This is a genomic window from Aeromicrobium sp. UBA7512, assembly GCF_002476985.1.
GTDB lineage: Bacteria > Actinomycetota > Actinomycetes > Propionibacteriales > Nocardioidaceae > Aeromicrobium > Aeromicrobium phoceense.
Genome location: NZ_DLNK01000003.1, coordinates 138,406 through 153,681 on the forward strand (window position 1 = coordinate 138,406; position 15,276 = coordinate 153,681).

Sequence of the window (15,276 nt, forward strand, 5' to 3'; positions counted from 1 at the left end):
GTACACGGTTCGCAGGTCCGGGGAGAGGACCTTCGCGAAGCCGGCTGTGCGCCCGGCTCAGTCGGCCTGACGGAAGGCGCGGCGGACCTCGCGGGCCCCGCGCTCGTCGAGCTCGCGCAGCTCGCGTGCAATCTCGTCACCGGCCTTGCGGGCGTGGTTGAGGTCCTCGCGCACCTGGTCGAGGTGCTCCTTCCACGTGCGCTGGAACCCGTTCATGCTGCCGATCTGCTCGTCCTCGGGCGTCATGCGACCCTCGCGGATGGCGATCCGGATGTCGGGGATCTGCTCGTCGGCCCGGTTGAGGGCCTGCGCGCACTCCTGCAGCTGCTCGCCGACGGTGGTGAGGTCCTCGGGACGGGACACGCGGGTCAGGTCGGGTGCCGTCTGCTGGTCGGGCGTCTGCGCCACCGCGACGAGGGCCTTCTCGCGGCGGGGGAGCTGCTCCACGAGCTGCTCGTCGACCCGGTGGACCTGGCGGAGCGCCTCGACGATGTCGTCGAAGATCGCCTGCACGCTCTGGCGGTAGCGCTCGGCGATCTGGTCGGCCTTGCCGTCCATCGCCATCGCCACGGCGCCGTGGCGGTCGGTGAACTCCAGACCGGCGAGCCGGCGCAGGGGACCGTCCACCTGGTTGAGCACCTGCTGGTCCATGGCGCGGATCAGCTGGGCCGCCTCGGTGGGCGGCTCGGGATCGCGACGCTCGCGGTCGCCGCCCCCGCCACCTCCGCCGCCATGACCGTCACCCTTGCCGTCCTTGCGGGCCCTCTCCTCACGCTCCTCGCGCTCGATGCGCTCGTTCCGCTCGCGCTCGGCCTGCGCGACCCGCTCGTTGAGGTCGTCGACCTGGTCGCGCAGCTCCTGGCGCGCCTGACGCCAGCGGCGCCGGGCCTCCTCCACCGTGCCCTGGGCGTCGGTCAGGCGGTCGGCCTGGCGGCGGACGGTCTCGGCCAGGTCGGAGAGCTGCTCGGCATCAGCTTCGAGCACCTGTCCGATGGTGCCCGCCACGCGGGACATGGCGCGGACCGTGGGCCCTCTCGACTCCTTCGGCGCGTCGGCCTCGCGGAGCCGCTTGCCCACGTCGGTGAGCCCGGTGATGAAGTCCTCCAGCTTCTGCGCGCCCCCGCGCAGGCGCTCGGGATCTCCCGGGATCTCGAGCGCGTCCGGATCGAATCGCAGGACCTGCTGCAGGTCGGCCACCATGATGAACCCCCGAGTTCGTCGAAATGCTGGCCCATTCCTACCACCGATCGCAGGTCTCGTCCCGTCAGGGCTTATTTCTGTCGGACCCTTCGTCCATGATCGGAGGATGAGTGACATGATCCGCGCGACGGGACTGGTCAAGCGCTATGGCGACGTCGAGGCCTTGGCCGGTCTCGACCTGGCGGTGCCCGAGGGCACCGTCCTGGGACTGCTCGGGCCCAACGGTGCGGGAAAGACCACGGCGGTCCGCATCCTCACCACCTTGCTCACCCCCGACGAGGGCCAGGCCACGGTCGCGGGGGTCGACGTCCTGACCGACCCCGACGGGGTGCGCCGGCGAATCGGCCTCTCGGGCCAGTACGCGGCGGTGGACGAGTACCTCACCGGCTACGAGAACCTCGAGATGGTCGGGCGGCTGTACGGGATGAAGGCCAAGGCGGCCGGGGCCCGGGCGCGCGACCTTCTCGCGCGGTTCGGTCTGTCCGACGCGGCCGACCGGCCGTCGAAGACCTACTCCGGCGGCATGCGGCGCCGGCTCGACCTCGCGGGCGCGCTGGTGGCCGAGCCGCCGGTGATCGTGCTCGACGAGCCCACCACGGGCCTCGACCCGCGCAGCCGTCAGCAGATGTGGGAGGTGATCGCCGACCTCGTCGCGAACGGCGGCACGGTGCTGCTCACCACGCAGTACCTCGAGGAGGCCGACCTGCTGGCCGACAACATCATCGTCATCGACCGCGGCCGCTCCATCGCCGAGGGCACCGCCGACCAGCTCAAGTCCAAGGTGGGCGGCGAGCGGATCGAGGTCGTCGTCGACGACGTGGAGCAGGCGCCCCGTGTCCACGACTTCCTGGCCGAGGTCGCCAAGGGCGACGTGGCGCAGAACGACCGGGCGCTCTCGGCGGCGGTCAGCGGCTCGGGTGCCGACGACCTGATGCAGGTGCTGGGCAACATCCGCGCGGCCGGCATCGACGTCCTTGACATCGGGCTGCGACGGCCCACCCTCGACGACGTGTTCCTGTCCCTGACCGGTCACCAGGCCGAGGACGAGACGACCGAGCAGGAGGCTGGACGATGACCATCATCACCGAGCGCAGCGCGCCCATGCGCGTCCTCAGCGACGGCTGGGTGTGCGCCAAGCGCAACCTCATCAAGATCAAGCGCGTTCCCGAGATCATGGTGTTCGTCCTGATCTCGCCCATCATGTTCGTGCTGCTGTTCGCCTACGTCTTCGGCGGCGCCATCGATGCCGGACCGGGTCTGGACTACAAGGAGTTCCTGATCGGCGGCATCTTCGCCCAGACGGTGGTGTTCGGTGCCACGTTCTCCGGCGCGGCGATGGCCGAGGACATGCAGAAGGGCTTCATCGACCGGTTCCGATCGCTGCCGATGTCGCGCTCGGCGGTGCTGGTCGGGCGCACCGGCGCCGACGTGGTCTACAACGTGCTGTCGCTGATCATCATGGCGCTCACGGGCCTGCTGGTGGGCTGGCGTGCGCACGAGGGCATCCCCAAGATGCTGGCCGCGTTCGTGCTGCTGCTGGTGTTCGCCTACGCGATCAGCTGGATCATGGCCTGGGTCGGGCTGATCGTGCCCAGCGTCGACGTGATCAACAACGCGTCGTTCATCGTGATCATGCCGCTGACGTTCGTCTCGAACGCGTTCGTGCCCACCGAGTCGTTCCCGCCGTTCCTGCAGCCGTTCGTCGAGTGGAACCCCGTCTCGGCGCTCACCCAGGCCGTGCGCGAGCTCTTCGGCAACGTTCCCGTGGGGGTTCCGGTGCCCGACGCGTGGAGCCTGCAGAACCCGGTGCTGTACACGCTGCTGTGGGTCGTGCTGATCGTCGCGGTGTTCGTGCCGCTGTCGGTGCGGGCCTACCAGCGCGCGTCCACCAAGTAGCGCATCGGGGGAGGACTCCCACGCGGGCGTGCCTACCGACTTCGGTCGGGCGCTCACGTAGTCTGGAGTCCTTCCCCGACCCCTCGGCCGCCGGCTCCTCTGGCGGCCCGACACCTGTCCCCGGGCGGGGAACGAACGACGTAGCGGAGGCCGACGGCGACCATGGCGAGTGATTCGAGCTTCGTGCACCTGCACGTCCACACGGAGTACTCGATGCTCGACGGACACTCGTTGCTCGGTGGGCTGTTCGAACGCACCGCCGAGCAGGAGATGCCGGCGATCGCGATGACCGACCACGGCAACGTGCACGGCGCCTACGACTTCTGGAACACCGCGCGCAAGCACGGCGTCAAGCCGATCATCGGCCTCGAGGCCTACCTCACCCCCGGCACGCATCGCAGCGAGAAGAAGCGGGTGCGCTGGGGCCGCGGCAACGCGGCCGAGGAGGGCGGCGACGACGTCGCCGGCGGCGGCGCCTACACCCACATGACGATGTGGGCCTCCACCACCGAGGGCATGCACAACCTGTTCCGGCTGTCGTCGCTGTCCAGCCTCGAGGGCTACTACTACAAGCCGCGCGCCGACCGCGAGCTGCTGGAGACCTACTCGAACGGGCTCATCGCCACCACCGGCTGCCCGTCGGGCGCGGTCCAGACCCGGCTGCGTCTCGGGCAGTACGAGGAGGCGCGGCGCGAGGCCGCCGAGCTGCAGGAGATCTTCGGCAAGGAGAACTTCTTCCTCGAGCTGATGGACCACGACATCTCCGTCGAGCGCCGGGTCCGCGACGACCTGCTGCGCCTGGGCCGCGAGCTCGGGATCCCGCCGGTCGCCACGAACGACTCCCACTACACGCACCCGCAGGACGCCGCGGCCCACGACGCGCTGATCTGCGTCGCCTCCGGCAAGCGCATCAGCGACGAGAAGCGCCTGCGGTTCGACGGCGGCGGCTACTACATCAAGTCCGCCGCCGAGATGCGCTCGCTGTGGGAGGACAAGCACGGCATGAAGGAGGCGTGCGACAACACGCTCCTGATCGCCGAGCGCTGCGACGTCGAGTTCACCGAGTCGACGGGCGGCTACATGGCCCGTGCCGACGTGCCCGCCGGGGAGACCGAGGAGTCCTGGTTCCGCCAGGAGGTCTGGCGCGGGATCGAGTCGCGCTACGGCACCGACTTCTCCGACGACGTGCGCGCCCGCACCGAGATGGAGCTCGACATCATCGCGCAGAAGGGCTACTGCGGGTACTACCTCGTCGTCGCCGACTTCATCAACTGGTCCAAGGACAACGGCATCCGCGTGGGTCCGGGTCGTGGATCGGGCGCCGGCTCGATCGCGGCCTACGCACTGCGGATCACCGACCTGTGCCCGTTGCAGAACGGCCTGATCTTCGAGCGCTTCCTCAACCCCGAGCGCCCGTCGATGCCCGACTTCGACATCGACTTCGACGAGCGTCGTCGCGGCGAGGTCATCCAGTACGTCACCCAGAAGTACGGCACCGACAAGGTGGCCCAGATCGCCACGTTCGGCCGGCTCAAGTCCAAGGCCGCGGTCAAGGACGCCAGCCGCATCCTGGACTACCCCTTCGCCATGGGCGACAAGATCACCAAGGCGATGCCCGCCGACGTGATGGGCAAGGGCGTGAAGCTCGCCGACATCTTCGACGAGTCGCACCCGCGCTACAACGACGGCAAGGACTTCCGTGACCTGCACGCGCAGGACCACGACGTGCGCAAGGTCTACGACATCGCGCTGGGCCTCGAGGGCCAGATCCGCAACTGGGGCGTGCACGCCGCCGGCGTGATCATGAGCAGCGACCCGCTGCTGGACATCGTGCCGATCATGAAGCGCGAGGCCGACGGCTCGGTCATCACGCAGTTCGACTACCCGATGTGCGAGTCGCTCGGCCTGGTCAAGATGGACTTCCTGGGCCTGCGCAACCTCACGGTCCTCAACGACGCCATCGAGAACATCAAGGCGAACCGCGACATCGACCTCGTGCTCGAGGACCTCGCGTTCGACGACCCCGAGGCCTACGCGCTGCTGTGCCGCGGCGACACGCTCGGCGTGTTCCAGCTCGACTCCCCGCCCATCCGTCAGCTGCTCAAGCAGATGCAGCCCGACAACTTCGAGGACATCAGCGCCGTCATCGCGCTCTACCGTCCCGGTCCGATGGGCGCGGACAGCCACACGAACTACGCCAAGCGCAAGAACGGCCGCCAGGAGATCGACTACATCCATCCTGAGCTCACCGAGGCGCTCAAGCCGATCCTGGGCACGACCTACGGGCTGATCGTGTACCAGGAGCAGGTCATGGAGATCGCCCAGGTGCTGGCCGGGTACTCGCTCGGACAGGCCGACAACCTGCGTCGCGCCATGGGCAAGAAGAAGCGCGAGGTCCTCCAGCAGGAGTTCGTCGGCTTCGAGGCCGGCATGGTCGAGCGCGGCTTCTCCACGAACGCCGTCAAGACGCTGTGGGAGATCCTCGTCCCGTTCGCCGACTACGCGTTCAACAAGGCGCACTCGGCCTCGTACGGCGTCATCAGCTACTGGACCGCCTACCTCAAGGCGCGCTACCCGGCCGAGTACATGGCGGCCCTGCTGACCAGCGTCAAGGACGACAAGGACAAATCGGCTCTCTACCTGGCCGAGTGCCGGCGCCTGGGCATCAAGGTGCTGCCGCCCGACGTCAACGACTCGGTGGCGAACTTCGCCTCGGTCGGTCCCGACATCCGCTTCGGCCTCACCGCGGTGCGCAATGTCGGCGCCAACGTCGTGGCCGGGATCATCGAGGCGCGCGAGACCAAGGGCGCCTTCACCGACTTCGCCGACTTCCTCGACAAGGTCCCCACGCAGGTGTGCAACAAGCGCGTCCTCGACTCGCTGATCAAGGCCGGCGCGTTCGACTCCCTCGGGCACGGCCGGCGCGCGCTGGCCTCGATCGCCGAGGAGGCGGTCGACCAGTACATCGACATCAAGCGCAACGCGGCCATCGGCCAGGACTCGCTGTTCGGCGCGTTCGAGGAGGAGTTCGACGGGCTCGGCATCACCGTGCCGGACATCGCCGACTGGGAGAAGACGCAGAAGCTCGCGTTCGAGCGCGACATGCTGGGCCTCTACGTGTCCGACCACCCGCTCGGCGGGCTCGAGCACGTGCTGGCGGCCAACTCGGACTCCTCGATCGGCACGCTGCTCGACGGCGACCGCCCCGACGGCGACGTCCTGAAGCTGTGCGGACTGGTCACCAGCGTCCAGCGCCGGATGAGCAAGAAGGGCGACACGTGGGCGACGATCACCCTCGAGGACCTCGAGGGCTCGGTCGACATCGCGGTGTTCCCCGCGGCCTACAACCTCGCCGCCTCGGTGCTCACCCAGGACTCGCTCGTCGTGGCGAAGGTCCGGGTGCGGCGCAACGACGACGGCATGGACCTGTCAGCGAACGAGGTCACCCGCCCGGCGATCGGGGAGGGGCGCACCGACCAGCCGCTCGTCGTCAGCCTGGCCGCCTCGCGCTGCACGCTGGACACGATCAACGCCTTCAAGCAGGTGCTCGGGGCGCACCCGGGCGTCACCGAGGTGCACCTGAGACTCTCCGGCCAGGGCAAGACCACGACGATGCGCCTCGACCAGGGCCTGCGGGTGTCCACCACGTCGTCGCTGTTCGCCGACCTGAAGGAACTCCTCGGACCGGGGTGCCTCACGTGACCCGCACGTCGCGCGTCCTGCTGGCGGTCGTCGCCGCTGGAATCCCGGCGGCGGTCGCGTGGTGGGCCTTCGGACGGCCCTCCCAGTGGCTGGCCACCGAGCGCGGACTCGTGCTCACCGAGGTCAACGCCACCGGCAGCTTCCAGGTTGTCGCGATGTTCGTCGTCGTCGGGATCGTCTTCGGCGTCCTCGCGGGCGTCGCCACCCACCGGCTCACGCGCCCCGGACGGTGGGAGACCGTCCTCGGGCTCGCCGCGGCGTCCGGCGCCGCCTCGCTCGTGTGCTGGCGGCTCGGGATCTGGCTCGGACCTCCGCCGCCCGAGAGCGTCAAGGGCCTGGAGGTGGGCGACGAGGTGTCGGCCCAGTTCGCGGTCGACGGGATCGTCCCGTTCCTCGTGTGGCCGCTCGTCGCGGTGCTGAGCTACACGCTCGCGCTCTACCTCAGCTCCGACGGGGAAGACGACGACGAGGAGCTCGCGGACGAGGTCAGCGAGCGATCCGAGCCGTGACGGCCCGGGTCTGAGCCACCAGGTCGTCGGGCGAGATCTCCAGGTCGAGCCCTCGCCGGCCGCCCGAGACGAACACCGTCGGGTGGGTCATCGCGCTGGCGTCGACCACCGTGCGGTGCAGGCGGCGCTGCCCGAACGGGCTGATCCCACCGAGGACGTACCCCGTGGCGCGCTGGGCGGCGGCCGCATCGGCCAGCTGCGCGCGCTTGCCGTTCAGCGCCGCCGCGGCGCGCTTGAGGTCGAGACTGCCCGAGACGGGGACGACCGCCACGGCCAGCGTGCCGTCGACGTCGATCATCAGCGTCTTGAAGACCCGCGCCGGCTCCAGCCCGAGGGCGTCGGCGGCCTCGAGCCCGTAGGAGCGGGCTCGCGGGTCGTGCTCGTAGGCGTGGGCGGTGACCGTCACGCCTGCGCGGTGCAGTGCCGCGAGCGCCGGGGTCGCGTCGCCGACTTTCTTGTTGACCACCTGCGTGAGGCTACCGCCGTCCGGGGTGCAGTTTCCCCGGTTAAGCGGGAAAACTGTCAGTCGCGCTCCAGCGTGGCGCGGACCGCGAGCCCCAGCAGCAGGGCCCAGAAGGCGGCGCCGACCGACAGGAGCGAGACGCCGGAGGCGGCGAAGAGGAAGGTCAGCCCGGCGCTCGTGCGGTGACGCTCGTGCGCGAAGGCACCCTGCAGCGAGGCGACGAGCGCCCCGATGAGGGCCAGTCCGGCCACCGCCTCGATGATGCCCGGGGGCGCGACGTCGGCGAGGGCGACGACGAGACCCGCGGCGCCGGCGATCACGAGGTAGCCGACGCCGGCCGAGGTGGCGGCGATCCAGCGCCGTTCCCGGGGGCCGGCCTCCTCGCCCGCGGCGAGCGCGGCCGACAGCGCCGCGAGGTTCATCGCGTGACCACCGAACGGCGCCACGACCGCGGTGCCGAGCCCGGTGGACACGACCGACGACCGCCACGGCACGGAGAAGCCGAAGCTGCGCAGCACGGCTGCGCCCGGCAGGTTCTGCGAGGCCATCGTGACGATCGTGAGCGGCAGCGCGATGCCGACGATCGCGGGCCACGTCCACGTGGGCGTGGTCCACTCGAGGTGGGGGACGAGCGACGCGGTGTCGAGGGACTCACCGGAGCGGGACGCCGCCACGACGATCGCGCCGATCGCGACCAGCAGCGCCACCGGCACGGCCCAGCGCGGGGCGATCCGGCTGGCCACGACCCACGCGACGATGACGGGGGCGACGTAGCCGGGGGCGTCGGCCAGGGCCACGAACGGCGCGATGCACAGCTGCAGCAGGATCCCGGCGAGCATCGCCTGGGCGATCTCGGTGGGGATCCGAGCGACGAGGGCCCCCAGCGCCGGGACCGCGCCGATGAGCGCGATCAGCAGGCCGGTCACGACGAAGGCGCCCACCGCGGCGGGCCAACCGCCCTCGACCGACCCGGTGGACACGAGCAGTGCCGCGCCGGGCGTGGACCACGCGAGCGTCACGGGGACGCGGTGCACGAGGGCCAGCGCGATGATCAGCACGCCGAAGCCCAGGGTCAGCGCCAGCAGGCCACTGGCGGCCTGGGCCGGGGTCGCCCCCACGGCTCGCAGGCCGGCCAGCACCACCGCGAACGACGAGGTGAAGCCCACGAGCGCCGTGACCGCGCCCGCCGTCACCGGCTGCTGCCAGTGCGCGTCGGTGGGGGAGTGGGACACGCTGTGAGGCTAGGCCATCGCGCGACCTAGACTTCAGGGTGTGCTGAGACGACTCGACCTGCGTGACCAGACCGACGGATACCGCGACGCGGTGCCCCGTGCCGAGGTCGACGTCGAGCATGCGCTCGCGGCGGTCGTCCCGATCTGCGACGACGTGCGCGACCGCGGCGCCGCCGCCGTCCTCGACGCGGGCGAGCGCTTCGACGGCGTCCGGCCCGAGCGCCTCCGCGTGTCCGCGGAGGACATCGAGAAGGCGCGCGTCGGCCTGGATCCCGCCGTCCTGGAGGCCATCGACGAGTCGATCTCCCGGCTGCGGGCCACCTGCGAGGCCGAGCTGGAGCGCACCGTCTCCGTCGAGGTGGCGCCCGGAGCGCTCGTCGAGCGCCGGATCGTGCCGATGCAGCGCGTCGGTCTCTACGTGCCCGGCGGCCTCGCGCCGCTGGTCAGCACCGTCATCATGAACGCCGTCCCGGCCCAGGTCGCCGGCGTGCCCGGGATCGCCCTGGCGAGCCCGCCTCAGGTCGAGTTCGGCGGACTGCCGCACCCGACGATCCTCGCCGCGTGCGCGCGCCTGGGCATCGACGAGGTCTACGCCGCCGGTGGCGCGCAGGCGCTCGCCATGCTGGCGTACGGCACCGAGGAGAACGAGCCCGTCAACCTCGTCACGGGTCCGGGCAACATCTACGTCGCCGCCGCGAAGCGCCACCTCCAGGGCGTCGTGGCGATCGACTCCGAGGCCGGCCCCACGGAGATCGCGATCGTCGCGGACTCCACCGCCGACCCCGCGTTCGTCGCCTCCGACCTCATCAGCCAGGCCGAGCACGATCCGATGGCCGCCGCCGTCCTGATCACCGACTCGCTCGAGCTCGCCGACGCGGTGGACGCCGAGCTGGTCCGCCAGGTGCCCCTGGCCCGTCACGAGGAGCGGATCCGCACGGCCCTCGCGGGCTCCCAGTCGGCCACCGTGCTGGTGCGCGACACCGACCAGGGCGTTGACGTCGCCAACGCCTACGCGGCCGAGCACCTCGAGATCCAGACCGCCGACGCGTCCGCGCTCGCGGACCGCATCGTCAACGCCGGTGCCGTGTTCGTCGGCTCGTTCACCCCCGTCTCGCTCGGCGACTACGCCGCCGGGTCCAACCACGTGCTGCCCACCGCCGGGTGCGCCTGCCACTCCTCAGGCCTGTCCGTGCGTGCGTTCGTGAAGAACATGCACGTCGTGTCCTACTCCGAGGCCGCCCTGCGCGACGTCGGGCCGAAAGTCGTCACGCTCGCCGAGGCGGAGGACCTGCCGTCCCACGGCGCGGCCGTCACCGCGCGCCTGGAGCGGACGCGATGACGGTTCCCGCCTGGGTGCCGATCCGCGACGAGCTGAGGAACGAGGAGCCGTACGGCGCTCCCCAGATCGACGTCCCGGTCCGCCTGAACACGAACGAGAACCCCTACGGCCCGAGCGAGAAGGCGGCGGCCGACATCGCCGGTGCGGTCCAGCAGGCCGCGCTGGAGCTCAACCGGTACCCCGACCGCGAGGCGTGGGCGCTGCGCGAGGCCCTGGCGGCCTACCTGGGTCACGGGCTCACGGCCGACCGGGTGTGGGCGGCCAACGGCTCCAACGAGGTCATGCAGCAGATCCTGCAGGCGTTCGGCGGCCCGGGTCGCACCGCGGTGTCGTTCGCGCCGACCTACTCGATGTATCCGGAGTACGCCCGCAACACGCACACGCGCTGGGTCGCGGGCCGGCGTCGCGAGGACTTCGCGATCGACGTGCCCGCCGCGGTCGCGCTGGTCGAGGCCGAGCAGCCCGACGTGGTCTTCCTGACCTCGCCGAACAACCCCACGGGCACCGCGCTGGCGCCCGAGGAGCTGCGCGCCGTGCTCGACGTGGCGCCCGGCATCGTCGTGGTCGACGAGGCCTACGCGGAGTTCCGGCGCGAGGGGACGCCCACCGCGCTCGAGCTGCTCGCCGGCCACCCCCGACTGATCGTCACGCGCACGATGAGCAAGGCGTTCGCCCTCGCCGGGGGACGCCTGGGCTACCTCGCGGCCGACCCCGCGGTCGTCGACGCGCTGCGCATCGTGCGGCTGCCGTACCACCTCTCCTCGGTCACCCAGGCCACGGCGCTCGGCGCCCTGCGGCACACCGACGAGCTGCTCGCCCAGGTCGACGCCCTGCGCACGACCCGCGACGAGACGGCCGCCTGGCTGGCCGAGCGCGGGTACGACGTGGCCGCGTCCGACGCGAACTTCCTCCTGTTCGGGCATTTCCCCGATCGTCGCGCCGTGTGGGAGGGTTTGGTCGACCACGGGGTCCTGATCCGCGAGACGGGTCCCGACGGTTGGCTCCGGGCGTCGATCGGCACCCCGGAGGAGATGCAGGCGTTCCGCGCCGCACTGATGGAGGTGGATCCCCGATGAGCAGGAGCAGGACCGCACGGATCGAGCGGAAGACGTCCGAGTCGCACGTCGTCGTCGAGCTCGACCTCGACGGCACCGGCCGCACGGAGATCAGCACGGGCGTGGGCTTCTACGACCACATGCTCACGGCGCTGGGCCGTCACTCGCTCATCGACCTCACGGTCCGCTCCGAGGGCGACCTGCACATCGACGCCCACCACACCGTGGAGGACACGGCGATCTGCATCGGCGAGGCGCTCCGCGAGGCGCTCGGCGACAAGGCCGGGATCCGCCGCTACGGCAACGCCATGATCCCGCTGGACGAGGCCGTCGCCCAGTGCGTCGTCGACGTGTCGGGGCGCCCCTACTTCGTGCACACCGGCGAGCCCGAGCGCCAGATCACCGCGATCATCGGCGGCTCGTACATCGGCTCGCTGACCTCGCACGTCTTCGAGTCGATCGCGCACCACGCCGGGATCACCCTGCACATGAACCTCATCTCCGGGCGCGACCCGCACCACATCGCCGAGTGCCAGTTCAAGGCCCTCGCGCGGGCCCTGCGTGCCGCCGTCGAGCCCGACCCGCGCGAGACGGGGATCCCGTCGACCAAGGGCGCGCTGTGAGCGGAGCGGTCCGATGACGACGGTCGCGGTCCTCGACTACGGCTCGGGCAACCTGCGGTCGGCCGTGCGCGCCGTCGAGCGCGCGGGCCAGTCGCGCGGCGTCGACGTCGTGCTGACCGCCGACCGCGAGGTCGCCCAGCAGGCCGACGGCCTGCTGGTGCCCGGCGTCGGCGCGTTCGACGCCTGCATGAAGGGCCTGCGTGCGGTCGACGGTGAGCGGATCATCGAGCGACGCCTCATCGCCGGCCGTCCCGTGCTGGGCATCTGCGTGGGCATGCAGATCCTCTTCGCCGAGGGCATCGAGCACGGCGTGCGCAGCACCGGCTGCGGCGAGTGGCCCGGCACGGTGGAGAAGATCCAGGCGCCGATCGTGCCGCACATGGGCTGGGACACGGTCGAGCCGCCCGCCGACACGGTGATGTTCGCCGGGATCGAGTCCGAGCGCTTCTACTTCGTGCACTCCTACGGCGTGCGCGAGTGGCTGGTCGACGCGGAGGGCACGCCCTTCCGCGCGCCGGGCGTCACGTGGACGCAGTACGGCGGCGACCGCTTCGTCTCCGCCGTCGAGCACGGTCCGCTGTGGGCCACGCAGTTCCACCCGGAGAAGTCCGGCGACGCCGGCCGCCGCCTGCTCGAGAACTGGATCGCCACGCTCTAGGGGTCAGGCGCGGTAGCGCTCCGGACGGTGGTTGAACGCCAGCACCACGTTGAGGATCACCGCGCCGAGCGCGGACAGCAGCACGTTGTCCCACGGCACCACCAGCAGGGCGCCCAGGACCACGAGCAGGTCCAGGGCCATCTGCACGTACCCCGCGCGCAGGCCGGCCTGCTCCTGCGCGATGAGGGCCAGCACGCTGAAACCGCCGAGGCTCGAGCCGTGCCGGAACAGGATGAGGATGCCCACGCCCGCCAGCAGGTTGCCGGTGGCGATCCCGTAGACGGGCGCGAGGTCGGGGGAGGGGATCATCTCGGCGTGCACCGCGGTGAAGAGCGAGAGCAGCGCGACGGCGATCACGGACCGCACCGTGAACCGCCAGCCCTTCTTCCACAGCGCGAGCGCGAAGAACGGCAGGTTCGCCAGGAGCAGCACGGCGGGGAGCGGCAGCGCCACGGCGTAGGTGATCAGCAGCGACAGGCCCGCGGTGCCGCCGGTGACCGCGTGCGCCTCGTAGAGCAGGTGCAGGCCTAGCGAGGCCAGCCACGTGCCGGTGAGCACGCCCAGGACGTCCTCGGCGGGGGTGTGGGGGAGCGTGACCGCCGACGGCTCCATGAGGTCGTCGGTGTCGGCCGGGGCGTGGTCGGGGTGGCTGTCGTTCATGGCCCGCCCACTCTACGGAGGACGGTCGATACGATCGCGGGGTGACTCTCGAACTCCTCCCCGCCGTCGACGTCGCCGAGGGCCAGGCCGTGCGCCTGGTCCAGGGCGAGCTCGGCAGCGAGACGTCCTACGGCTCCCCGCTCGACGCCGCCCTGCAGTGGCAGGCCGACGGCGCCGAGTGGATCCACCTGGTCGACCTCGACGCCGCCTTCGGCAAGGGCAGCAATCGCGACCTGCTGGCCGAGGTCGTCGGCCGGCTGGACGTGAAGGTCGAGCTCTCGGGCGGCATCCGCGACGACGAGTCGCTCGACGCCGCCATGGCCACCGGCTGCCGCCGGGTCAACCTGGGCACCGCCGCGATCGAGGATCCCGACTGGTGCCGCTCGGCGATCGCCCGGTACGGCGACCGGGTCGCGGTCGGCCTCGACGTCCGCGGCCGCACGCTGGCCGCCCGGGGCTGGACCAAGGAGGGCGGCGACCTGTTCGAGGTGCTGGCCCGCCTCGACGCCGACGGGTGCGCGCGCTACGTGGTCACCGACGTCACCAAGGACGGCACGCTCACCGGTCCGAACCTCGACCTGCTGCGCCAGGTGTGCGAGCAGACCGACAAGCCGGTCGTCGCCTCGGGCGGCGTCTCGAGCCTCGACGACCTGCGCGCGATCGCCACGCTGACCGGCATCGGCGTCGAGGGCGCGATCGTCGGCAAGGCGCTCTACGCGGGCGCCTTCACGCTGCCCGACGCGCTGGCCGCGGTCGCGGAGTAGTCGTGGCCGGCCTCGTGCGGTGGGAGGGCTTCAGCGCCGATCCGCGACGTGCGGAGGTGGCGGGCATCCGCGCGGGGGACCGGGACCGCGAGACGGCGGTCGAGGCCCTGCGCGAGGCCTACGCCGACGGCCGGCTCGACCGGACCGAGTTCGACCGCAGGTCGCACGCCGCCCTCGCGGCCACGCTGCTCGGCGAGTTCGTGCCCCTGCTCCAGGACCTTGAGCCGCCCACGCCCGCGTCGCTGTCCGTGCACGACGAGGCGCTGCGGCGCTACCGGCGCGAGACGCGTGACGCCCGCAACGGGGTGGTGGCCATCGGGGTGATGACCAGCGGGATCTGGGGCGCCACCAGCATCGCCAGCGGCGAGCCGCTCTTCTTCTGGCCGATCTTCCCGATCCTCGGCGTCGGCGTCGGCTGGCTCATGCACGTGGTCAACCGGGGCCAGCGCATCGAGCACCACGAGCGGAAGATCGAGCGCCGCCTGAGCGGGCGCGAGGACGACGACGAGGGCTGAGGCTCAGCAGCCGTCGCGCATGAGGTCGGGACGCGTGCCCGTGGTGACCTCGAGCATCAGGACCTCGCTGGTGGGCTCGATCGACTCGGTGTCCTCCGTGAACAGGAAGCCCAGCCAGGCGTCGCCCTCGGTGACGAACACGCCCGTCTGCCCGTAGCCGGCCTCGACCATCTCGGCAGTCTCGTAGACGCCCGTCACGTCCTTCAGGGTGCTGCCGACGCCCAGGCCCTCGGCGGTGCGGGGCTGCTCGCCACGGACGCCGAAGGAGACGACGGTGCCGTCCTCCTTCGTCAGCACGTCGAGCGAGGACGCGTAGTCGGCCTTCCACCCGAGCGGCTCGCTGCGGCCGCACTCCTCGCCGGGGACCTCGACGTCGGCGTCGAACAGCCCGGTCGCGAGCGCCGCGTCGCGCGACATCCCGGTGCGCGCCGGACCGATGACTCCCGGAGCGACGGTCAGCTCCTCGATCGCCGGCAGGGCGGCCGGCGGCTCCGAGGTCGGCGGCTCCGTCGTGGGGCTGGAAGCGGCCGAGGTCGCGGAGGTGGCGGGGTCGGGCGTCTCGTCGGGGGACTCCGAGCAGGCCCCGAGAGCCAGCGCGGTGACCGCCGCCAGGAGCCAGAGGCGGCTCGTAGGAACGTCGGACCCACGCACTACGCTCAT

At 71.3% G+C, this 15,276-nt stretch carries 15 protein-coding genes; 10 read left to right on the plus strand and 5 right to left on the minus strand.

Annotation, left to right across the window (positions count from 1 at the left end; genetic code table 11):
* Positions 1-57 precede the first annotated feature (57 nt).
* Entirely contained in the window at positions 58-1,200 is a 1,143-nt protein-coding gene (locus B2363_RS02540) for a putative T7SS-secreted protein (RefSeq protein WP_286928215.1), read from the minus strand.
* A gap of 115 nt (positions 1,201-1,315) precedes the next feature.
* Between B2363_RS02540 and B2363_RS02545 the strand changes: the two genes are divergently transcribed.
* From B2363_RS02545 to B2363_RS02560, 4 genes are all read left to right on the plus strand, one after another.
* Positions 1,316-2,275: an ATP-binding cassette domain-containing protein gene (locus B2363_RS02545; RefSeq protein ID WP_349680430.1), complete on the plus strand. Its 960-nt coding sequence runs from the start codon at positions 1,316-1,318 to the stop codon at positions 2,273-2,275.
* The gene (locus B2363_RS02550; protein WP_181756801.1) at positions 2,272-3,096 is read left to right on the plus strand and encodes an ABC transporter permease; all 825 of its coding nucleotides are present in this window, start codon (positions 2,272-2,274) and stop codon (positions 3,094-3,096) included. Before B2363_RS02545 ends, B2363_RS02550 begins: the two co-directional genes overlap by 4 nt.
* Before the next feature lie 162 nt (positions 3,097-3,258).
* Positions 3,259-6,798: a DNA polymerase III subunit alpha gene (gene dnaE / locus B2363_RS02555; protein ID WP_286928216.1), complete on the plus strand. Its 3,540-nt coding sequence runs from the start codon at positions 3,259-3,261 to the stop codon at positions 6,796-6,798.
* Complete coding sequence (locus B2363_RS02560; RefSeq protein ID WP_286928218.1) at positions 6,795-7,307, plus strand: hypothetical protein; 513 nt, start codon at positions 6,795-6,797, stop codon at positions 7,305-7,307. The genes dnaE and B2363_RS02560 overlap by 4 nt, the downstream gene beginning before the upstream one ends.
* Here B2363_RS02560 and ybaK read toward each other — a convergent pair.
* Both ybaK and B2363_RS02570 read right to left on the minus strand, forming a co-directional pair.
* On the minus strand, positions 7,285-7,773 hold the full coding sequence (gene ybaK, locus B2363_RS02565; protein ID WP_181756804.1) for a Cys-tRNA(Pro) deacylase: 489 nt from the start codon (positions 7,771-7,773) through the stop codon (positions 7,285-7,287). The two genes, B2363_RS02560 and ybaK, sit on opposite strands and share 23 nt — an antisense overlap.
* Positions 7,774-7,829: 56 nt before the next feature.
* Complete coding sequence (locus tag B2363_RS02570) at positions 7,830-9,002, minus strand: benzoate/H(+) symporter BenE family transporter (RefSeq protein ID WP_286928220.1); 1,173 nt, start codon at positions 9,000-9,002, stop codon at positions 7,830-7,832.
* Positions 9,003-9,042: 40 nt separating this feature from the next.
* Here B2363_RS02570 and hisD point away from each other — a divergent pair, with 40 nt between their 5' ends.
* Genes hisD through hisH form a run of 4 tightly spaced genes read left to right on the plus strand, consistent with a single transcriptional unit; the run spans position 9,043 to position 12,677 of the window.
* The gene (hisD, locus tag B2363_RS02575; protein ID WP_181756805.1) at positions 9,043-10,341 is read left to right on the plus strand and encodes a histidinol dehydrogenase; all 1,299 of its coding nucleotides are present in this window, start codon (positions 9,043-9,045) and stop codon (positions 10,339-10,341) included.
* The gene (locus B2363_RS02580) at positions 10,338-11,417 is read left to right on the plus strand and encodes a histidinol-phosphate transaminase (protein WP_286928221.1); all 1,080 of its coding nucleotides are present in this window, start codon (positions 10,338-10,340) and stop codon (positions 11,415-11,417) included. Before hisD ends, B2363_RS02580 begins: the two co-directional genes overlap by 4 nt.
* A complete protein-coding gene (gene hisB / locus B2363_RS02585) occupies positions 11,414-12,019 on the plus strand; it encodes an imidazoleglycerol-phosphate dehydratase HisB (RefSeq protein ID WP_286928223.1) in 606 nt (201 codons plus the stop codon). Before B2363_RS02580 ends, hisB begins: the two co-directional genes overlap by 4 nt.
* Positions 12,020-12,032: 13 nt before the next feature.
* The gene (gene hisH, locus B2363_RS02590) at positions 12,033-12,677 is read left to right on the plus strand and encodes an imidazole glycerol phosphate synthase subunit HisH (RefSeq protein WP_286928225.1); all 645 of its coding nucleotides are present in this window, start codon (positions 12,033-12,035) and stop codon (positions 12,675-12,677) included.
* 3 nt (positions 12,678-12,680) lie between these two features.
* On the opposite strand, the gene B2363_RS02595 is transcribed toward hisH, so the two are convergent.
* Positions 12,681-13,337 (minus strand): YitT family protein, encoded by a 657-nt coding sequence (locus B2363_RS02595; RefSeq protein ID WP_286928227.1) that lies wholly within the window; start codon positions 13,335-13,337, stop codon positions 12,681-12,683.
* Between the two features lie 41 nt (positions 13,338-13,378).
* On the opposite strand from B2363_RS02595, the gene priA reads away from it, so the two are divergent.
* Both priA and B2363_RS02605 read left to right on the plus strand, forming a co-directional pair.
* On the plus strand, positions 13,379-14,101 hold the full coding sequence (gene priA / locus B2363_RS02600) for a bifunctional 1-(5-phosphoribosyl)-5-((5-phosphoribosylamino)methylideneamino)imidazole-4-carboxamide isomerase/phosphoribosylanthranilate isomerase PriA (protein ID WP_078700759.1): 723 nt from the start codon (positions 13,379-13,381) through the stop codon (positions 14,099-14,101).
* Between the two features lie 2 nt (positions 14,102-14,103).
* Positions 14,104-14,616, plus strand: coding sequence for a DUF1707 domain-containing protein (locus tag B2363_RS02605; protein ID WP_286928228.1), 513 nt, complete (start codon positions 14,104-14,106; stop codon positions 14,614-14,616).
* Between the two features lie 3 nt (positions 14,617-14,619).
* Here B2363_RS02605 and B2363_RS02610 read toward each other — a convergent pair whose 3' ends face one another.
* A complete protein-coding gene (locus B2363_RS02610; RefSeq protein ID WP_286928230.1) occupies positions 14,620-15,276 on the minus strand; it encodes a hypothetical protein in 657 nt (218 codons plus the stop codon).

Excerpts from the sequence above, each read along its gene's own strand:
- dnaE (WP_286928216.1), top strand. The coding sequence starts at position 3,259 with ATGGCGAGTGATTCGAGCTTCGTGCACCTGCACGTCCACACGGAGTAC.
- B2363_RS02550 (WP_181756801.1), top strand. The coding sequence starts at position 2,272 with ATGACCATCATCACCGAGCGCAGCGCGCCCATGCGCGTCCTCAGCGAC.
- B2363_RS02610 (WP_286928230.1), bottom strand. The coding sequence starts at position 15,276 with ATGAGCGTAGTGCGTGGGTCCGACGTTCCTACGAGCCGCCTCTGGCTC.
- B2363_RS02580 (WP_286928221.1), top strand. The coding sequence starts at position 10,338 with ATGACGGTTCCCGCCTGGGTGCCGATCCGCGACGAGCTGAGGAACGAG.
- B2363_RS02545 (WP_349680430.1), top strand. The coding sequence starts at position 1,316 with ATGATCCGCGCGACGGGACTGGTCAAGCGCTATGGCGACGTCGAGGCC.
- hisH (WP_286928225.1), top strand. The coding sequence starts at position 12,033 with ATGACGACGGTCGCGGTCCTCGACTACGGCTCGGGCAACCTGCGGTCG.
- B2363_RS02595 (WP_286928227.1), bottom strand. The coding sequence starts at position 13,337 with ATGAACGACAGCCACCCCGACCACGCCCCGGCCGACACCGACGACCTC.
- hisB (WP_286928223.1), top strand. The coding sequence starts at position 11,414 with ATGAGCAGGAGCAGGACCGCACGGATCGAGCGGAAGACGTCCGAGTCG.
- B2363_RS02540 (WP_286928215.1), bottom strand. The coding sequence starts at position 1,200 with ATGGTGGCCGACCTGCAGCAGGTCCTGCGATTCGATCCGGACGCGCTC.